14 protein-coding genes, 1 tRNA gene and 1 pseudogene are annotated in these 17,928 nt (G+C 42.3%); 6 read left to right on the top strand and 10 right to left on the bottom strand.

The window, feature by feature from the left end; genetic code table 11:
- Nucleotides 1-62: 62 nt before the first annotated feature.
- The 6 genes from OGV75_RS07610 to OGV75_RS07585 all read left to right on the top strand — a co-directional run bounded on the left by OGV75_RS07610 (nucleotide 63) and on the right by OGV75_RS07585 (nucleotide 6,477).
- Nucleotides 63-138: transfer RNA gene (locus OGV75_RS07610), tRNA-Phe, on the top strand.
- 409 nt (nucleotides 139-547) lie between these two features.
- Entirely contained in the window at nucleotides 548-2,320 is a 1,773-nt protein-coding gene (locus OGV75_RS07605; protein WP_286480505.1) for an S-type pyocin domain-containing protein, read from the top strand.
- Complete coding sequence (locus OGV75_RS07600; RefSeq protein WP_047358704.1) at nucleotides 2,320-2,787, top strand: DUF6392 family protein; 468 nt, start codon at nucleotides 2,320-2,322, stop codon at nucleotides 2,785-2,787. Before OGV75_RS07605 ends, OGV75_RS07600 begins: the two co-directional genes overlap by 1 nt.
- A 161-nt stretch (nucleotides 2,788-2,948) precedes the next feature.
- Nucleotides 2,949-4,096, top strand: a protein-coding gene (locus OGV75_RS07595) for an IS3 family transposase (protein ID WP_286480503.1) whose coding sequence is annotated in 2 segments (ribosomal slippage) — nucleotides 2,949-3,186 and nucleotides 3,186-4,096 — 1,149 coding nt in all. Because the reading frame shifts where the segments join, the coding sequence is not laid out codon by codon here.
- 924 nt (nucleotides 4,097-5,020) lie between these two features.
- Complete coding sequence (locus OGV75_RS07590) at nucleotides 5,021-5,284, top strand: FaeA/PapI family transcriptional regulator (protein WP_072058784.1); 264 nt, start codon at nucleotides 5,021-5,023, stop codon at nucleotides 5,282-5,284.
- Nucleotides 5,285-5,538: 254 nt separating this feature from the next.
- Complete coding sequence (locus OGV75_RS07585; RefSeq protein WP_181546946.1) at nucleotides 5,539-6,477, top strand: hypothetical protein; 939 nt, start codon at nucleotides 5,539-5,541, stop codon at nucleotides 6,475-6,477.
- Nucleotides 6,478-6,715: 238 nt separating this feature from the next.
- On the opposite strand, the pseudogene OGV75_RS07580 reads toward OGV75_RS07585, so the two are convergent.
- The 10 genes and pseudogenes from OGV75_RS07580 to OGV75_RS07535 all read right to left on the bottom strand — a co-directional run.
- Nucleotides 6,716-7,098, bottom strand: a pseudogene (locus OGV75_RS07580) (transposase); the annotation flags it as partial.
- Nucleotides 7,099-7,472: 374 nt separating this feature from the next.
- On the bottom strand, nucleotides 7,473-8,978 hold the full coding sequence (locus tag OGV75_RS07575; RefSeq protein ID WP_286480502.1) for a hypothetical protein: 1,506 nt from the start codon (nucleotides 8,976-8,978) through the stop codon (nucleotides 7,473-7,475).
- 26 nt (nucleotides 8,979-9,004) lie between these two features.
- The gene (locus tag OGV75_RS07570) at nucleotides 9,005-9,625 is read right to left on the bottom strand and encodes a C10 family peptidase (protein WP_286480501.1); all 621 of its coding nucleotides are present in this window, start codon (nucleotides 9,623-9,625) and stop codon (nucleotides 9,005-9,007) included.
- 846 nt (nucleotides 9,626-10,471) lie between these two features.
- Nucleotides 10,472-10,864, bottom strand: coding sequence for a FaeA/PapI family transcriptional regulator (locus tag OGV75_RS07565; RefSeq protein WP_286480500.1), 393 nt, complete (start codon nucleotides 10,862-10,864; stop codon nucleotides 10,472-10,474).
- Nucleotides 10,865-11,037: 173 nt separating this feature from the next.
- Nucleotides 11,038-11,514 carry a FidL-like protein gene (locus OGV75_RS07560; RefSeq protein ID WP_053389974.1) on the bottom strand — a complete coding sequence of 159 codons (477 nt, stop codon included), beginning with the start codon at nucleotides 11,512-11,514 and terminating at the stop codon, nucleotides 11,038-11,040.
- A 323-nt stretch (nucleotides 11,515-11,837) separates the two neighbouring features.
- Nucleotides 11,838-12,395, bottom strand: a complete 558-nt coding sequence (locus OGV75_RS07555; RefSeq protein ID WP_200014494.1) for a M949_RS01915 family surface polysaccharide biosynthesis protein — start codon at nucleotides 12,393-12,395, stop codon at nucleotides 11,838-11,840.
- A gap of 147 nt (nucleotides 12,396-12,542) precedes the next feature.
- On the bottom strand, nucleotides 12,543-13,037 hold the full coding sequence (locus OGV75_RS07550) for a hypothetical protein (RefSeq protein ID WP_200014487.1): 495 nt from the start codon (nucleotides 13,035-13,037) through the stop codon (nucleotides 12,543-12,545).
- A complete protein-coding gene (locus OGV75_RS07545) occupies nucleotides 13,038-14,864 on the bottom strand; it encodes a TIGR02594 family protein (RefSeq protein WP_200014485.1) in 1,827 nt (608 codons plus the stop codon).
- 12 nt (nucleotides 14,865-14,876) lie between these two features.
- A complete protein-coding gene (locus tag OGV75_RS07540) occupies nucleotides 14,877-15,290 on the bottom strand; it encodes a DUF4431 domain-containing protein (RefSeq protein ID WP_233598424.1) in 414 nt (137 codons plus the stop codon).
- 2 nt (nucleotides 15,291-15,292) lie between these two features.
- Nucleotides 15,293-17,928, bottom strand: a 2,636-nt coding sequence (locus OGV75_RS07535; protein ID WP_286480497.1) for a type VI secretion system Vgr family protein, incomplete at its 5' end; no start/stop codon positions are given.

The following is a 17,928-nucleotide window of genomic DNA, read 5'->3' as shown; positions in this document are numbered from 1 at the left end:
TGCATTGATTTGAAGAAATTTCGTTGACGAAGCGAAGCGAATCGGGTTTAATGCGCCTCGTTGCCCGGATAGCTCAGTCGGTAGAGCAGGGGATTGAAAATCCCCGTGTCCTTGGTTCGATTCCGAGTCCGGGCACCACTATTTAAAGAACCCAGCCTATGGCTGGGTTTTTGCTTTCTGGGGTTCCGGTAGATTTCAGGTCGCGCTGGCGGCAGATGTTACCACCCTGCATCTGCCATCCAACATGAACATTTCTCTTAAGTAGCTACCAATCCCTCTGGTTGCTGTAGGCCCATCTGTCAGAATTCAAATTCCCAATAGACACTATTTCCATCATGCGTCATGGCTAATGAATTCATTGAAACAAGTCTGTACCCGGTCTTTGTCCGGTCTGAAGTAAAGCGAGAACCACAAACCTTGAGCCTAATGCCCAACCTTTTCCAACAATCCCTCTATATCACACTGAACGCTTTTCACCCCAATTGATTTGGCTTTAGTCATCTTTTGGGTATTATGCCTGCGATATCAATATGATTCATGAGGGATTATGGCTACGGGATACTTTCTGTATCATCTGGATAAAACCACATGCGGGGGGCGAATTCTTTCCGGTGCGTCTGACACCGATTATGAAATCGGCGGCATTGTACGGCAGCAGGTCCGGGAGGGAGACCCGGTGACTTGCGGGAAGCATGAGGGGCTTTTCCGCGTCTGTGGCGGCATGGGAGACACCTACGAAGTCGGCGGTGTCCTGAAAGAGTGGGCGGGTTCGCTGGATAGTTACAGCTCCTGCCCCTGCCGGGCCCGGTTCGTTCCGACAGTATTTTCACACTATTATGAAAGTGATTGTAATGCCGGTCGCGTGGCCGAGCGGGAAGCCAAACAGGCTGAGGCTTCTGCTGCACTGGTCGGGAGCGGAGCACAGGGGGAAGGGTCTGATGGCGTGAAACTGGCCCCTGTACCAGTTTTTGCCAAATCTTGCCTGCGTGGGGCCGGATGTACCGATGCCGGAACCGAGGATGAGCCACAGGCAAACTTTGCTGCGATGAGCATTTACCAGTCACTGCCTGCTTCTCCGCCCCCAGAGTCATCCTCAACTGCAACCAGCAATGAGCCAGAACAGCACGCTCAGGCGGCGAAGAAGACAAAGACCACCTCCGGGCTGATTGATGCCGTGCCGGAGAGGAAAAAATCCCTGTTTGATAAAGTAACGGGATTCTTCTTTGGTGAAGCGGAAGCAATGCCACTTCCCCCGCCACCTGTTGTTATGGGCGGTTCAGCCGAAGCAGGAATGGCTGCTTCGGCAGGAGGGGCTACAACAAAAGCGAATCAGGACGCAGCTAAGGCATTAATGTACCAGATGAAACACCTGTCCGGGCCAGCGGTATGGGAAAACCGGTTTGAACTGAATTTACCGTTCGTGGTCATGGGGGCAGTACTGCACTCAATGCTGAAAGGCGAAAAGTCTGACCTGCTGACAGCGGAGAAACTGCTCGCGGTAGCCCAAAGCGGCGGTACGGTACCAACACGGGTACGCTATAACTGGGTGGAAGACCCGGAAACCGGGCGGCTGAAAGCCGTGGGCTATCACACCAGCCCGGAAAGTGGGCGTGATCAGGTGAAAGTCAGGCTAATGGAAAAGCGATTTGACGGGAAATACCGCTTTTGGGGTGATGGACTGGGCGGAAAGGTACAAATAACATGGACACCAGCCGATGCTCCGGGCAACACAGATGCCAGTGGGTGGAACACCGGGAACCAAAGCCCACAGGCAGGAACGGTAGCAATTCCGGGGCTTGAGCACCCTGACATTCAGAGCGTGACCATCACCACCACGCCACCGCCAGAGGAAAAGGACTTCCGGGACTATATTCTGGTGTTTCCGGGCAACGCCCATCCGCCGATTTACATCTATCTCAGCAAGCCTCCAGTAGAACTGCTAGAAGTTGACTTATATAGCAACTTCACAGGTAGAGCACGAAACGGTACTCATGCTGATCACATGCCCTCAGCCGCAGCAGTACGGGCCTACTTACGACGTGAATTCCCAGACGCAAAACCTGCCGAAATTGACCGTATGGCGAAAGACGTTGCGTCTATCATCATTCCTGCTGATATTCACCAAAAACTTAGTGCCACTTATGGCGGCAGAAATAGTCCTACGCAAATACAGCAAGACTCCAGAGATTTGCGAGCGGCTGTAGAACGCGACATTGAGACCATACGCACTGAGCTTAAACAGCGTGGCGTAACAGATAGCCAAATCGATGAAGCAAAAGCTAAGATGCATCAATTAAATCAGGAACAGGGATTATACTAATGACCGTTAATGTCGAAGCATTGATTCGCTACTTAGGTAAGCCATATCAGGAAATTTTTGATGCCGGATTGATTCCCTACAAGACCAAGCCGACAGGCTACCCGGGAGATCCTGATCTAACGTTAAGCATGATGAATGAAGGAATTTACTTAGCCTTTAAGCGAGAAGGTACAACGCTTTTTTCAATTGAGCTTTTTTTACAGAATGAGAAGAAAACGAACTATAAATTTCCTAATGAGCTGCCATCCCCACTACAACCTGAGATGGTGCGATCTTGGGTGCATTCACAATTCGGACCTCCTGACAGATTCTTGCCTCCCCGGAAACGGTTACGCCAAGAGATTGGCTACACAGATTTGTTCACAGTAACGGATTTTCATATTCCGATCAGTATGCAAGTCGATTACGACTTGCAGGAGCGAGTCAAAGAGGTGGCATTCATAGCAACATCTGAGCTCCGCTGGTAATGGTCATAACAGCACCTTTCGGGGTGCCGTTTCCAGCCTCACCCAGGAAAAGAAACGTTAAGGTCATCACAGAAAGCTGAATCATGCATGACAGAATCTGAATCGCCACAGGTTTAACAGACACCTCGGAGTCATTTAAAATGGCTTATAGAGAGGTGCACATGAGCGGTAAGCGTTATCCTGAAGAGTTTAAAATTGAAGCAGTCAAACAGGTTGTTGATCGTGGACATTCTGTTTCCAGTGTCGCAACACGTCTCGATATCACTACCCACAGTCTTTATGCCTGGATAAAGAAATACGGGCCGGACTCTTCCACCAACAGAGAGCAGTCAGATGCTCAGGTTGAGATCCGCCGACTCCAGAAGGAGCTGAAGCGGGTTACTGATGAACGGGACATATTAAAAAAAGCCGCGGCGTACTTCGCAAAGCTGTCCGACTGAGGTACGCCTTTATCCGTGACAACTCCTGTTGTTGGCCCGTTCGTCTACTCTGCCGGATTCTGAATGTTCATCCGAGTGGGTTTTACACCTGGCTTCAGCAGCCGCATTCACTACGGTTTCAGGCGGATCTCAGACTGACAGGACAAATCAAACAGTTCTGGCTGGAGTCCGGTTGCGTTTATGGCTATCGAAAAATCCATCTCGACCTGCGAGATAGCGGGCAACAATGTGGGATTAACCGGGTCTGGCGGCTGATGAAGTGTGCCGGGATAAAGGCTCAGGTCGGATATCGAAGCCCACAAGCGCATAAAGGTGAAGTCAGTATCGTGACACCCAACAGGCTCCAGCGACAGTTCAACCCGGAAGCTCCGGATGAACGTTGGGTAACGGACATAACTTACATCCGAACCCACGAAGGCTGGCTGTATCTGGCCGTAGTTGTTGACCTGTTCTCGCGCAAAGTTATCGGCTGGTCAATGCAACCCCGGATGACAAAAGATATTGTTCTGAATGCGCTTTTGATGGTCGTGTGGCGACGTAATCCCCAAAAACAGGTGCTGGTTCATTCTGACCAAGGTAGTCAGTACACAAGCCATGAGTGGCAGTCGTTCCTGAAATCACACGGTCTGGAGGGCAGTATGAGCCGTCGTGGTAACTGTCACGACAACGCAGTTGCAGAAAGCTTTTTCCAGCTACTGAAGCGTGAACGGATAAAGAAAAAGATCTACGGAACACGGGAAGAAGCACGCAGCGATATTTTTGATTACATCGAAATGTTTTATAACAGTAAGCGTCGGCATGGTTCGAGTGTTCAGATGCCACCGACGGAATATGAAAAACAATATTATCAACGGCTCGGAAGTGTCTAGATTATCCGTGGCGATTCATCCTGTATTCCGGGTTTCTTGTATGTATATCAGTCGGATGAACGTATTGCATTAGAGGAAGGGGGCAGAAATTTATTGGTCGCTGCATTATTTCCGCCCCCCAAAATAATTTTATTTCAGCCTGCAATAGAATTCATATTAATTAGAGTAATTATCAAATGCATCACTTATATATTTTTCATAGTGATTATTTTGGCTAATTTATTTTATAACCTTGATATACTAAGACAAGAAATGATTAATAGTGAGTCATCCGTGCTAATCCACACACCAAAAAGGAGTTCAATACAGCGGTATAATCGGTATGAATTTCAATCCCAACGGGAGTGGAATGGGTTCTTTTTCTGGTGAACTCACAGAGTTGGATACTAATACTACATTTGATGTGCTGAGAATAATCCATTTCAATTATTTGATTGAGTAATATAGTTATTTCACATTATCAAATTTTGTTATTATGAAAAATGTTAACGATTCGTCTGATGATCAGATGTTTAATCGACTGATGTCTGATTTGAACGCATCCGATCGTCGAATTCGAGTTGAAAGGGTGAAGGACAACGCTTTCCTTATCGAAAATACATTTAATCCGATTTCATTTGCACCGAAAGGTGATGAACTGGCAGTATAGGAACCGGAGGCATGAACAGAACTTCATGCTTAAAAACAAATAAATATTGGAATATAAACCTATATTTACATCACAACCCAACTAAATGTATTAATCGATAACCTTTTAGGGATATCGTTTGTATCAATCCTGAATTACTTAAGAGTTTTTTCCTTATGAGCATGAATGCTGATTATCTGGTGCCTGGTGAAACGTAATTCGGAATGAATATAATAAAAAAAGTTTACTAAAAAAGATGCAAAAGGCGAAATTAGTTTAGAAGTGAAAGCAATGAAATGGATGTTTCTTTAAATAACATTGAAAATCTTAATGAAACAATGCACCTTGCTAAAGGTCGTAAAGGACTTACTAACTTGAGTACCATATATCAAACGCTCAGCACATCTTCTGAAGCAGGATTGACAACAAGACAGATAGCAGATAATTGTGGACTATCCATTTACGTTACCCGGAACTGGTTAACAAAGCTAAATCAGGCTGGGTTGATATGTTGTCATCTTTTTGATGGAAAATCTTTATATTGGTCTATTGATTTGTAATGCTCTTTTCTATATCAATTGCGATAGTAGTTCGTACCTTTCATGAGAAAGGTATGCGTTCTAACATTTTCAATCCAGTTCTAATTAATTATTTTCCATCAACTCAATATATAACACCAATGATATATTTTAAATTTGATATAGATATTAGTTATATTACTAATGTATGTGTCTTATGCTTGAAAGTATATATATCTCAAAGTCGGATGTAATGTCAGAATAAATGTTATTCATGTACTAAATGGGTATAAGTTATGAAAATAGTAGTATCAATAATGATAATTTTATGTTGTGTGTTTCTTCTCGCATCTAACTCAAAGGCAGTGATTATGGGTATGCCTTTACCTGACAGGTGCCCGAGTGGTTCAATCGAAGTTGCGAACTACAATACTGTATGTAAGCCGAACACACAAAATAGCTATTTTGGTGGAGCTACAACATGGTCTGGAAACAATGATTCACAGGCGACCATGTATGATGGTTTTGACTCCTATGTTCCATTTACTGGCAAATGGAGAATGGTTACTCACTTTTGCCCAGGAAAGGCAATCTGCAATTTGCAAAATGCAATTAGCCATTATGTAAGTTCTAAAGAAGTTGAATTGAATACAAGCAAAGGTATTTCTTCGCAAAGTCCTAACTTTGGGGGAGGGGCAGGGCCCTCACAATCTCAGGCCGGTACTGTATGCTTTACTTTTCAAGATGTACAAGGCAAACAGTGGGGCACTTCCGCAGACAGAACATGCCAAGATGCTACCCCGCTGCCCGAGGAACCTTCAATATGTTACATAAATTACAATAATAGTGATTTAAATGTTAGCATGGGTGATATTGAGCGAAGTGATATTACATCAAATCCCATGCTCGGGGCTGTCGGGAATATTAAAAAACAGCTAATAATTCTATGTAATGGCGAAGAAGCAAGTGTAACGTCTAGCACACAATTTAAGTTTACTCCCCTGTCAGTTGGAGGTAATCAAGTGATTCAGTCATCTCGCTCAGGCCTGGGCATCGCTTTATTTTATAATGGTAAAGCGGCAAGTACCACGGATATTATTAATGAGACATTTATGACTGGGAATAATGAGCGTAACATTGAATTTCAGATAGTACGAGACCCAAACATGAAACCTGAGGATATTCCTGCCGACGCATTTACAGCAAACGCTGTAATGATAATAACGATAGAGTAATATCATTCATTGTATTAAGCATAATATTTCAAAAGCATTCACTTTCCCAAATGAATGCTTTTTTGGTTCGGCAGCAGGAATGGAATTTAACATCGCCATACTGTAAACACACCCGTTTTAGTTCCACGCACTTCTTGAGATTTCCGTGTTTTTGGCCATCAGCCTGTATTCTTCCGCCCACTGCGCCGGTGCAGCGACACCAGTTCTGGCCCATTATCCATCCGCATCTTCAGCGGATATCGGGCTGATAAAAACACACTGTCCTGCTCAGCGATAAAGTCCTGCATGTCTGACGTAAGCTCATGCCAAATTGCACCGTCAGATAGCTGACGGGCTTGCACTTTATAGCTGGTTTTAAAACTTATTTTCGATGACGTCTTTCAACGCGCGGCATTCCAGACTGAGGTCGGAAAATATCTGTTTGAGACGCCGGTTCTCATCCTCAAGATCCTTTATCTTTTTAATATCAGAAGCCTCCAGGCCGCCGTATCTGGACTTCCATTTGTAGTAAGTGGCTTCAGAGATACCGGCCTCCCGGCAGACATCCTTAACAGTTCGTCCGGCTTCAACCGACTTAATCACGGCAATGATCTGATGCTCAGTAAAACGGGCTTTACGCATAGCAATCTACTTTGTTGGCAGATTGATTATGCCGGAGGATCTCTAAATGTGAATGGCACGATTATGCGGGATACTTACACATCGGCCCGTTGAACTCACAGTGATTACCGGTCTACAAGAGTGACGAAATGAGAGTTGTTCCTGTACCTAAATCCCAGGCTGCATTTGCAATAGGCAGATGAAACAGAATTATGACATGTAATAACAGGTATTACTTGATGATGGTTGTATCTAAAAAAGGGGGCAGAACAAGCGCCCCCATGAATTGCTGAATAACCTGACACAAGAAGAGTACAGGCTGATGACTTAAAGCCCGAATGTGTCAGAATTAACACGAGCGCGCTACATTTATTATACCAACATAAAAGAGCTAGCTAAATAATAGTAATACTTATCCCATCTAAGACCTCATTCGTGTATCCATACACTTTCTCTGGCAATGGGTCATTATAATGATCACATACGATCTGGACATAGAGTGTATATTTACCACTTGGAATATGTTCACTAACCTTCGAACTGATGGTGTTGGAAAAACTTTCATTTAAATAGATAAGTCCTTTTTCAGACCCTATTAAGTACTCATTAAAATCCTCATCTTTTAATTTAACATTGAACGTTACAATTTCCACACTTGGAAGATGCGAATATTCAATCATATATTGCGATGAAAATGTAACATCAAACTGTTCTAAATGATTGAATTCATTCTTACTCACTTCAATACTTTTAGTCAGGAACATAAAATCATAAGGATTCCGGTAAAATATATTGACTAGTGCTGGATTACTAACGGAAATATCTTCAGGCTTAACAATATATCGATTCTCATTATCGTCGAAATCACTATGCGTCAACCGTATTGAATATTCTGCAACAGGGTGTGACTGATCAACATTGAGTTGACCAGGGTTTATATTAAGGTCAATCTTAATTTCCCCCAGTTCTGTAACCCCATAACTTTTTTTATTACTCCTGATAATACGTCCGTTTACATCCAAATATTCAATGTAAAAATCGTAAAGCTTATTACCTTCAAAAACTATAGGTTGAATAACAACCTCAGATGGTGGGTAAGTTGCACCTGAATATAAAACATCTGGTAGTGGTATATTCTTTGATAAGGAAAAAAATTCACTATAATTTTCTTCTGATAAAATATAAACATCAGATTCAAATAAATCTAACTTCTCGAAAACGGGGAACACCTCTTCACTTTTTGTAGCAATAATAACTCTATAATTTTGTTCTACAGATATTTCATTGAAGTCGCCTTTAATTACAAATGGTGAGTTTTCACCATTATCTAAACGTACAATAGTACTACCTAGAGTTTTAATAATGTTAGTATTGATATCAGTAAGCAATAGGAAAAATTCTTTTTCCTCATCAATCTCACTATGTATTTTTATTTCTACTTCTATTTGACTTCCATAAGGAATAGTAGTGGGAATCACTACATCATTTACTAAATGTAATGTCTCACATACATGCCGATTAATCGTAACCTTTTCTTTTAAGATATTATTGCTACTATCCTTAAGCTTTTGCATCATACCATCTTTGCTAAGATACATTACTTCCACATATCTTTCGCCAAAAGATATATCAATCGGCATTTCAATAGGAATTATTAAACTAGACTCCTCACCTGATGCGAGGGAAATATTAACATTTTTGCTTATAACATTTCTTTTAAAATTATTTTTATCACAGGAAACTAAGTTCAAATGTCCCTCAAAACTAGTATCTGTAATATTTTTTATAACGACCTCAACAGAACTCGAAGATAGCTGGGTTAAAACATTATTAGTTACTAATAATTTTTCTGCTACCAACAACGGTTCAGATGATGGCCTAATGCCAAATATAATACACACTGGTTTACAACCCTGCATATCATTAGTTAAGTTATAGTAATAGCTACTGCCCCCCCCCAGCCATAATTAAAAGAAAAAACACCATCCCCCATGTAACCATCACATACAGTTGAATGCCCTGGAATATCAACCAAAACAGGGAATCCCATTTGCAGGTTTTCTATAACGGCATCGTTTATAGTTGATTGTTGAATATAATCGGTATAGTTATTCGTCTCTTTGTATGAGATATATGATATGTCATCTTCATAGCTAAAGTTATCGACAAGCGCACTTATCTCTTCTAAAAAATCCAGTTGAGAGCTAGATGATAAACCAAAGCGCGTGTTGATTGCACATGCAACATGTCCAATCATAGTTGATATTGCATCTCGTGCTTCTTCTGATAGAGCCTTATCATCCATTAAATCCCAACGATACACATATCCATCAATATTAATTTGTGGATCTTCTGCCATAATACCATTAATCATCCCCTTACCTTTATCTGGATAGGAATTAGCTCTCATTAATTGAGCAATAGCCAGAGCAGTACAACCAACTAAGTACGGTTTTACAAAGTTATTATACGGTGCCGATTGAATCCATTGGCTTGTTGTTAATGGTCCTATAAGATACTCTCTTTCTTTCACAGTTGCGCGTTTCATTTTCCATCCTCAATTTCAAAACAATTAATTAACACTTTATAGATTATTTAAATTTCTGACAGCAAATAATAAAAACCATAGACCTACAATGAATATCATTTTGACTTTATATTCTAAAATCAGTATTGCCCTCCCATCCTGGACCATACACCGGTAAAAAAAACCTCTTTAATTAATAGAGAAAAGATAAAGTTTCGTCGCAAAGACAATACAACCACATGCCTTAAGGAGAAACATTTAGTTGAACACATCAAAAATATAGATTTAAAATTCAATGAAAGATATACATACAAGATGAAACACTAATGATACTTAATGCAACTGAATCGACACAGATTTAACGGACACATTAGAGTGATTTAAAATAGTTAAAAAAGATAATGACCATAAACTGTAAACGTCAACACAACAATTTTAAGTTAAAACGTTAAAACGAATAGTTGAATGAGGTCATCCTGTTCATCAGAGCAGCATCACATATTTATATCGCATCTCAGAATATCTACACTAGGATAAATAAGTATAGCCGGAATTGTCTGCTAACAACGCACAGTCAAATACTCAGGCCGCCCCCTACAAATCCCAAAAGAACTGTAGCAGGTTACTAATGAGTGGCATATTTTACTTTGAAAAACCGTCTGAATGACATACACCTATATCCGTGACAATTGAATGAGTATCGTCCACATCCAGCACTGAATCATGGGTCAACATAAATACCTATAATGCTAATTGACAGCTATATCTATAAACATAGGGAAACAGAAGCCAGAGATTACTACCACTGACAATACTTTTTTTAAAAAATTTGTTTAAAAGTCTTGCATCTCAAATAGAACGCAAGTATTACAAATCAATAGTCCAACCTAAAGATTTTCCATCAAAAAGATGACAACATATTACCCCAGCCTCATTCAGCTTTGTTAACCAATTTCGGGTAACGTAAATAGATAATCCACAAATATCTGCTATCTGTCTCGTTGTCAATCCTGCTTCAGAGGTGGTACTAAGCGCTTGATATATTAGACTCAAGCTAGCGTATCCTTTACGCCCTTTAGCAAGACGCATTGTTTCATTAAGCTTCCCAATTTTTCTTAAAGCAACATCTGTTTTAATAGATGAATCACCACTTAATTCTTCTTTTGCATCTTTTTCAGAAAGACTTTTTCCAATTATATTTCTTTCCGTTTCACCCAACAACAAATAATAAACATTATCATTTACCGCATTACTGCTCATAAGAAAAGCCAACCTCGGAGTCATTCAGAATTGTTGCAAATGATATCCTCAAAACCCATTAAAACGGCATATTTAGTTAAAATAGCATATTAATATAGGTTAAAATTCCGTTTTTTAAATAATTTACAGAATAAAAATCTTTTGAGCGTTCTGATTTTTACACCGATTATTAATCATCTTTCAATGCAAATGAAAATCGGATTAAATGTATTTTCGATAAGGAAAGCGGTGTCCTTCAATCTTTCAACTCGAATTCGACGACCAGCTGTACTTAAATCAAACATTAGTCGATTGAACATCTGATCATCAGTTGAATCATTAACATTTTTCTTGATAACGAAATTTGATAATGTGAAATAGCTATAGTATTCAATCGAGTAATCGAAATATATAATCCTCAGCACATCAAATGTAGTATTAGTATCTAACTCTGTGAGTTCACCAGAAAAAGAAGCCATTCCAGTCCCGTTGGGATTAAAAGTCATACCGATTATACCGCTGTATTGAAATCCTTTTTTTGGCATGGGGATCAGTACGGGTGACTCACAATTAATCATTTCTCGCCTGGACACATCAAAGTAATAATATATATTAGCCAGAATAATCACAATGAAAGATATAAGTATGGTTAACTTAATAATTGCGCGCATTGATATACACTCCATTGCAAGCTGAAATAATATTATCTTTCTCACCAGAAATATTGCAACGACTAATAAATTCCCGCCCCTTACCCTCTAGTGAAATACGAAAGCATGGCAACCAGAGCAATAATCCAACGAGAAAATTTCAGAGACTTAGGTCTTGGATAGCATTCTGGCAAATGTCTAAGTGTATATAACATTCATTCTCTCATATTACAGATTAACTAAATTGGCTTTGGGTAAAGATGATGTGGGGGAATAATTTACTTAAAACCACGTGAAAGGTCACAATCAAAAAAGGTTCATTATTTTAATGAAGGATAAAGACGTTAATTTAATTTGGTCGTTGAAATAGACTTCCATTTCTTCAGCATGTAATTTAGCAGTGGCTTATCGTTTTTTAGATTATAATCTGGAACCGGAGGGCTTTCTCCACCATACCCACCGTTTTCAACTATGATATGATCTTCCCCTCGTAGGGAATATTTTACTCCATTTTTATACGCGAAATACTTTACAGTAACTGGGTCTATCCCACCAATACATCCAATTTTATAAGCAAATAAAACAGTGCCTTCGCCATCGGCAAAACTATTGTTTACTTCAATTGATTCTTTTATCAAATTCAGATTAATATCCACTTCACAGTCATTAACATAATCATTTAGAATCCAATCATCCTTTCCCTTCGTCACCTGTTTTACAGATAAATGCTCTCCAGTATTATCTTTATTGACTTCCTTCTCCATCACCAACTCATGCTCGCCAGAATTATCTATCCACGTTGTATTGAAGATAAGTTCTTTAGCACAAGTAGGATTAACCGGAAAAATCATGAATATGCATGCCAACCTAAAAATCAGCTTAGCTTCTGAATAAAGTTTCATTAACGGCATCCTTCTTCAAATAAAAATACTCACCTAAATGAGCCACACATTATTTTCTCAAAATATATACATCTTCAATTCCTCGACAAAGGCTTCATATGTTCAGCACAAGAAACCCCATGCTCTCGATGCATACCATCCATGAAATCATGGAGCAAAATAATTATCAACGGCAAACAGAACCTTGCACAACCCTAAGTCCAATGACTGAAAATCACTTGAAATCACTTTCTCAGTCACTATTTTACCTTCAAGTGGTACTAAGGTTAAAATCGCATTATCATTATACTTTTCTATATTTATCATTGCATCAAACCCATGTGCTATCTGGTCATCATGAAATGATGAAAGTTTGTATCTCAAAATATTGAGGCTTGAGCTTTTGCCATTCATAGCACTATCAATTAATTGAGGCGTAATACCTGCAGGAACAGTTTTAACATAAGAGATGGAGATCTCTGACCCAGATCTTTTCTGCCAACACGATTGATTTTCTTCGTGTTTTTTATTTTCACCCCTATAGCTTTGGTACAATCCCTTCCCATCCTCATTGCCGCTTACAAACAAGTAATATCCTCTTTCCCCACAGTAGGCCTTAAAGCAAAATAAGGAAAGAAAAATCAACAGTAATTTATTACACATTTATCTATCCTTAACAGCAGGTTTATTTTTGCCTTTCGGCTTGCGTACATATGGTGTATTGATTGATTCATTTAATTCTACGACATTAAATACTTGAAGCGCCCCTCTACCCAACTCTGAATATGCAGCAGGAATATAGTAGCCAACAAAAACTTTCGTAGTGTCACTTTGAAGCATAAAGTTAATAGAATCATTCTGGTTCCCACCAAGAACAATTATCTCTCCACTTACTGAATCTCGCCCATAAACAAATGCCACATGTCCTTTCCCACCTCGGCGCCATACCATTAGACAGCCATAAATTGGTGATGATATTTTTTTAAAATTTTCATCGGCGACAAATGAATTAGACCCAGCAAATCCTTTGGATATTTTATAAGATGACACTTTAAAACAGTAGTTAACAAAAGAAGCACACCATGGAGTATTAGAAAGTGTGTAATTGCATTTAGGGCTAATCAGCTTATGAAAATTGTGTCCAATCTTATCTTCTTTAACCCCGCCCCACAGCTTGGCCTCTTCCATTGCTTTTTGCATCCACGGTGCCTCACGTTGTTCATGGGGAAGCAATGCTATCGGTTTATCCGATTTTTTAGATCCAACTGATTCCAGTGTTTTTTTATCTAAATTGACCGATTGCACATTGGATGAAGTTCTACTAACTGGGGGCTGAGGTTTGGGTGCCTGTTTGTCAGAGGCTGAGACAGAGCTACTCCATTTTGAATAGTTTGCATCATTTGAAATCAATATCGACTGACCTGGATAGATTTTGTTTATATCTGCGATATTGTTCCGACGAGCGAGTTCATCAACAGTTGTGCCATTTTGTGCTGCAATCTTCGCAAGAGTATCACCCGGTGCAACTATATAGGTTGAAGGACCATTAGTATTGGCACCATAAATCGTCAAGTTCTGACCTGGGAAGATCTTACTCACATCTTTTATATTATTGTTTTTGGCAATTTCATAAGTGCTTGTCTTATAACGTTCAGCAATTTTCGATAGAGAGTCTCCTGACATGACTATATACTCTATCGGCTTCTGAGCGCTCTTCTCACGTGGAAGTTTGGGGGTCTCGGCAAGAGTTTTTGCAGAGAATTGAGAAAAGTTTCGCGTAAGCAGTATATTCTTCGTTTCATCCCCAGCGACTGCTGAATAAACAATATCCTCTTTTCCAGCAGAATTAGTATATTTGACGACAATAGCCATTCCTTGTTTCGTATGGATGATTGTCTTGAGCTTGCCGTAAGCATCTGTTTTCCACTCGTAGCTAGTGCTTCCTATTGTCACTTTAAATGGCACATCAGCAACTGGTCGAGAGCCATCAGAAACAGTCACATTTGTCACATATACCCATTTTTCAGTACCGGCCTTCAGGCCACCTTCTTTTTTACTGATTGCATCCACAACTTTCCCGAATTCATTATCATCCAAGTCAGATATTTTTTTATCTTTTGCAACGCCACTCTCTGAACTTATAAAGTTGGCATACGCTACGGGATCATTGCCTGCGGTTTCAGGGGCATACTGCGACATCATCTCAGAGATGGTGTTATTTCGATATTTTCGCTTCAACAATGCACATTTTTCACGCTCCCCAGCTTCAATGCTGGAAAAAATCGCAAATGTATTTTCTTTCGGATTATATACAGTCCCGGCACCTATCCGCCCTTTTTGCTTACTTGCATCAGGCAATGCCATAATATTCCCGGGATTGTTAAATCTCCAGTTTAATGTCCCTGCAGTTTTTAGCAAACGAGTCCCATCACCAGCTTCGTACTCAACCGTTTTGGTTTCAAGATGGTATGTCGCTTTTACAAATCTCATACATCATCCTTTTTATTTTCCCGTTGGTTTAAAGCTGGTGTCGTTTAGTAAAACTGAAGTCATATGATAGCCTGTGACAGCAAGCATAACTTTTCCATCTACAGTGACATGGTGATTAAGTAAATTGCGTTTAGTTTTATAATCATCACCGCTAACAATGAGCTGAACATTGCTGTCCCAACCTTTTTGCTCAGTATTAGCATCAACCACGCACTGTAGCGGATTATTTAAATGCAGGATCCAATAGAGTAATTTTTCGTCATGCTCCCTATCTTCCCCCCAATTTTTGGGGCCGTAAAATAATTCCTCTTTCATTACTCCTGTGAGTACAATCTTATCCCCCTCTTTCAGGCATACAGCATATACACCGAAGTTATAAAATAAGATAGCCACACTCAACGTAAGTTTCATAAGCATACTTAACATTATCAACTAACCTTTGTTAAGTTTAATAAAGTTGCAATCATTGGTTCAGTCAATGATGATGTTCTATCATCTTCAGAATCCATTTCACTTAAATAAAGATCAGCATCAGGTGCTTCATCCTCAAAATATTCCATACTGTCGTCTTCAGTTGATGAAAAAGAAAGCTCCTCTTTACTCCAGGTTTCTCGCCCAATGATTAAATTTAATGTATCGCTTTCAGGAAGCACTATTTTCGGGAAGCGACCTGAACTGTCTACCGTGCCGGTCGACAGGATTTTGCCATTGCTGTCAGTAATGCTGTATGGCTGATTTGTCATCCAGTCCATACTTTGGCAGACACTATCGGCACCAGGGAAAGCAAAACGTAAGCTTTGTTCGCCAGGTTCCATTACAGGAAATACAGGCAGCGTGACCTTTTCTGATGCGCTTGCCTTACGCCCATAATGTCCTGCTTTCGTACGATATTCACCTGCAGTAGCAGATTCAATCGCACTCGCATCAATCCGGATATAGCTCCCACCACCATTCAGAGTCAGCTTCTTCTTCGCGATGATTTTGATTTCATCCTCCGTGCTGACAATGCTGATTTCTTTACGGGCCAGCAATTCCATCAGGTCGTTCTGCGCCTGTATCTGCACCGGCCCCTGATTCGCAATGAGCTTAATACCGAGCTTACGCACAAATACGCTCAGGGCATTACCCACCCCGATGAACAAATTTTTCACCACGCTGACATCAACATTTTTACCGGCAGTGGCTATCAGGTTCTGCCCGGCAGATACCTGCAGATGTTGTCCGCTGGTCAGTGCGATGCCGTCCGGAGCACTCAGCAGCAGCACCGATTTTTTGAGGTCTGTCAGCTGTTGTTCCAGCAACGCTATCTGCGCCTGCAGATCGGCCGGATTCGCGGTCGCCTTCTGCGCGTCACCAGAGATGGACGTCATCTGCTCCCGGGCATCGCCCAGATTGCTGACCGCTGGCTGCATCTCCAGCACCTGGCCCTGTGCTTTCGTCTGGCCATCAGCGCTGATGAACATCCCTTTCTGTGCCCGGATGGCTCCCCAGCTGTCGGTTCTGAGCTCAAAACCCTCACCGCGCTTCTGCTTCTCCGCATCCACTAAATGTCCGAGATTCAGCTGACTCTTGCCGCCGTACTCGGTGCTGACCTTGATATGCTCTTTCCCGCGCTCATCGTCGAGGCGGATTTTGTTGTTCGCCGGTGTGCGCAGCACGTTACGTTTGTAGTTGCGGATGGTGACGTGGTCGCTGTGGGCCGAGTCGTGCAGTACGCCAGAAATGTTCGGTCTGTCCGGGTTACCGTCCTCAAAGCCAATCGCCACTTCGGTGCCCGCCAGCAGCGGCAGGTGCAGGCCGTAGGTATCACCCGCATACGGGCGGGACTGCCGTACCCACAGGCTCTCGAATCCGGTTTCCCAGTTATCACGGTCAAACAGCATGTTGACGCGATAGCGGCCATCTTTATCGATATGGCCGTAGGTATCGTTCTCGGTAGTGCTGGTGACGCGGGCCGGCAAGGTGCCGGCCATCACCGGGCGTGAGCCAGGCTCAGGGCGGAAACTAAAATCAGTGCTGTCCGGGATACCGTCGAACCTGACGCCGAAGTCTTCATCACGGCGCGCATGGCTGTGCATCGCTGTGACGACCACGCCCTGAGCAAACACCTCTGCCACTTCGTACCCGCCGGTGACTTTCAGCACCTGCCCAGGAGAGAGGGTCGGGCAGCTGGTGATGGCGCGGGTCTGCGTCTGACCATTCAGGTAGCGCTCATGACGAATGCGGGCGTAGAACGCCCCCGATTCCGGCGCAGGATTGCGGTCGTATGCGCTGCCCGGCGTCAGATAATTGTCGGCATAGTGGTAGGCATCACCGTAGGTGGTGGCATCCCCGCGAGTCGCATCGACCCGGGTGTTCATGTCTTCCGTCGCCTGACGGTAGTTGTAATCACGGGTGCTGACCTGCTTCTGCACCACGTTATGATGGCTCTCCATGCCCCAGACCGAGTCCACGCCTTTTGAATGCTGTCCTGATGGCGGAACCGATGGCAGCGTCAGGCCTTTCTCATACCCCTGCTGGCCGTCATAAAATTCCACCACGTCGATGTTCAGGCGCGTATCAGTGGTAAACCGGAACCAGATGCCCACCTCACCCAACAGACGGGTAATAAAGTGCAGGTCATCCTCGCCGTACTGCATCACCTGCTCACGACGCGGGTACTCTTTTGCAAGCGAGAACAGAAAATCCTGACCGCGCATGTTGTGGCGCTCGCGCAGAATTTTTTCCACGATTTGTGGGACCGACATGTCCTGATAAATGGCGTTCTGATGCGAACGGTCAAGCAGCGCCAGGCGTGGCTGGAGCGTCAGGGCATAATGGGTTTCATCTTTGGAGGTACTGAGGCGCTCAAAGCCGCTCACCACTCCCTGAAGGGTGCGCACGGCCTGTTGCATTTTGATGCCGTAACCCTGGTCTACCGGGGCCTGCAGCGTCAGGGAGGCCGCTTTCATCAGCATCATTTCTTTGCTGATGGCATGATCAGCGCTGGTGAACTCAATCCGGTAGCTGAACGGCAAGCTCAGGGCTTCATCGCCTTCAAACGCCAGCACATCGAGCTCTGCTG

It is taken from the genome of Citrobacter sp. Cb028, from assembly GCF_030336705.1.
GTDB lineage: Bacteria > Pseudomonadota > Gammaproteobacteria > Enterobacterales > Enterobacteriaceae > Citrobacter > Citrobacter braakii.
Note: the sequence above shows the minus strand (reverse complement) of the source record. Positions and strands in the feature narration are given on the sequence as shown.

Coding starts and splice junctions, on each gene's coding strand:
- OGV75_RS07600 (WP_047358704.1), top strand. CDS start 2,320: ATGACCGTTAATGTCGAAGCATTGATTCGCTACTTAGGTAAGCCATAT.
- OGV75_RS07560 (WP_053389974.1), bottom strand. CDS start 11,514: ATGCGCGCAATTATTAAGTTAACCATACTTATATCTTTCATTGTGATT.
- OGV75_RS07555 (WP_200014494.1), bottom strand. CDS start 12,395: ATGAAACTTTATTCAGAAGCTAAGCTGATTTTTAGGTTGGCATGCATA.
- OGV75_RS07540 (WP_233598424.1), bottom strand. CDS start 15,290: ATGTTAAGTATGCTTATGAAACTTACGTTGAGTGTGGCTATCTTATTT.
- OGV75_RS07605 (WP_286480505.1), top strand. CDS start 548: ATGGCTACGGGATACTTTCTGTATCATCTGGATAAAACCACATGCGGG.
- OGV75_RS07565 (WP_286480500.1), bottom strand. CDS start 10,864: ATGAGCAGTAATGCGGTAAATGATAATGTTTATTATTTGTTGTTGGGT.
- OGV75_RS07590 (WP_072058784.1), top strand. CDS start 5,021: ATGGATGTTTCTTTAAATAACATTGAAAATCTTAATGAAACAATGCAC.
- OGV75_RS07570 (WP_286480501.1), bottom strand. CDS start 9,625: ATGAAACGCGCAACTGTGAAAGAAAGAGAGTATCTTATAGGACCATTA.
- OGV75_RS07585 (WP_181546946.1), top strand. CDS start 5,539: ATGAAAATAGTAGTATCAATAATGATAATTTTATGTTGTGTGTTTCTT.
- OGV75_RS07550 (WP_200014487.1), bottom strand. CDS start 13,037: ATGTGTAATAAATTACTGTTGATTTTTCTTTCCTTATTTTGCTTTAAG.
- OGV75_RS07545 (WP_200014485.1), bottom strand. CDS start 14,864: ATGAGATTTGTAAAAGCGACATACCATCTTGAAACCAAAACGGTTGAG.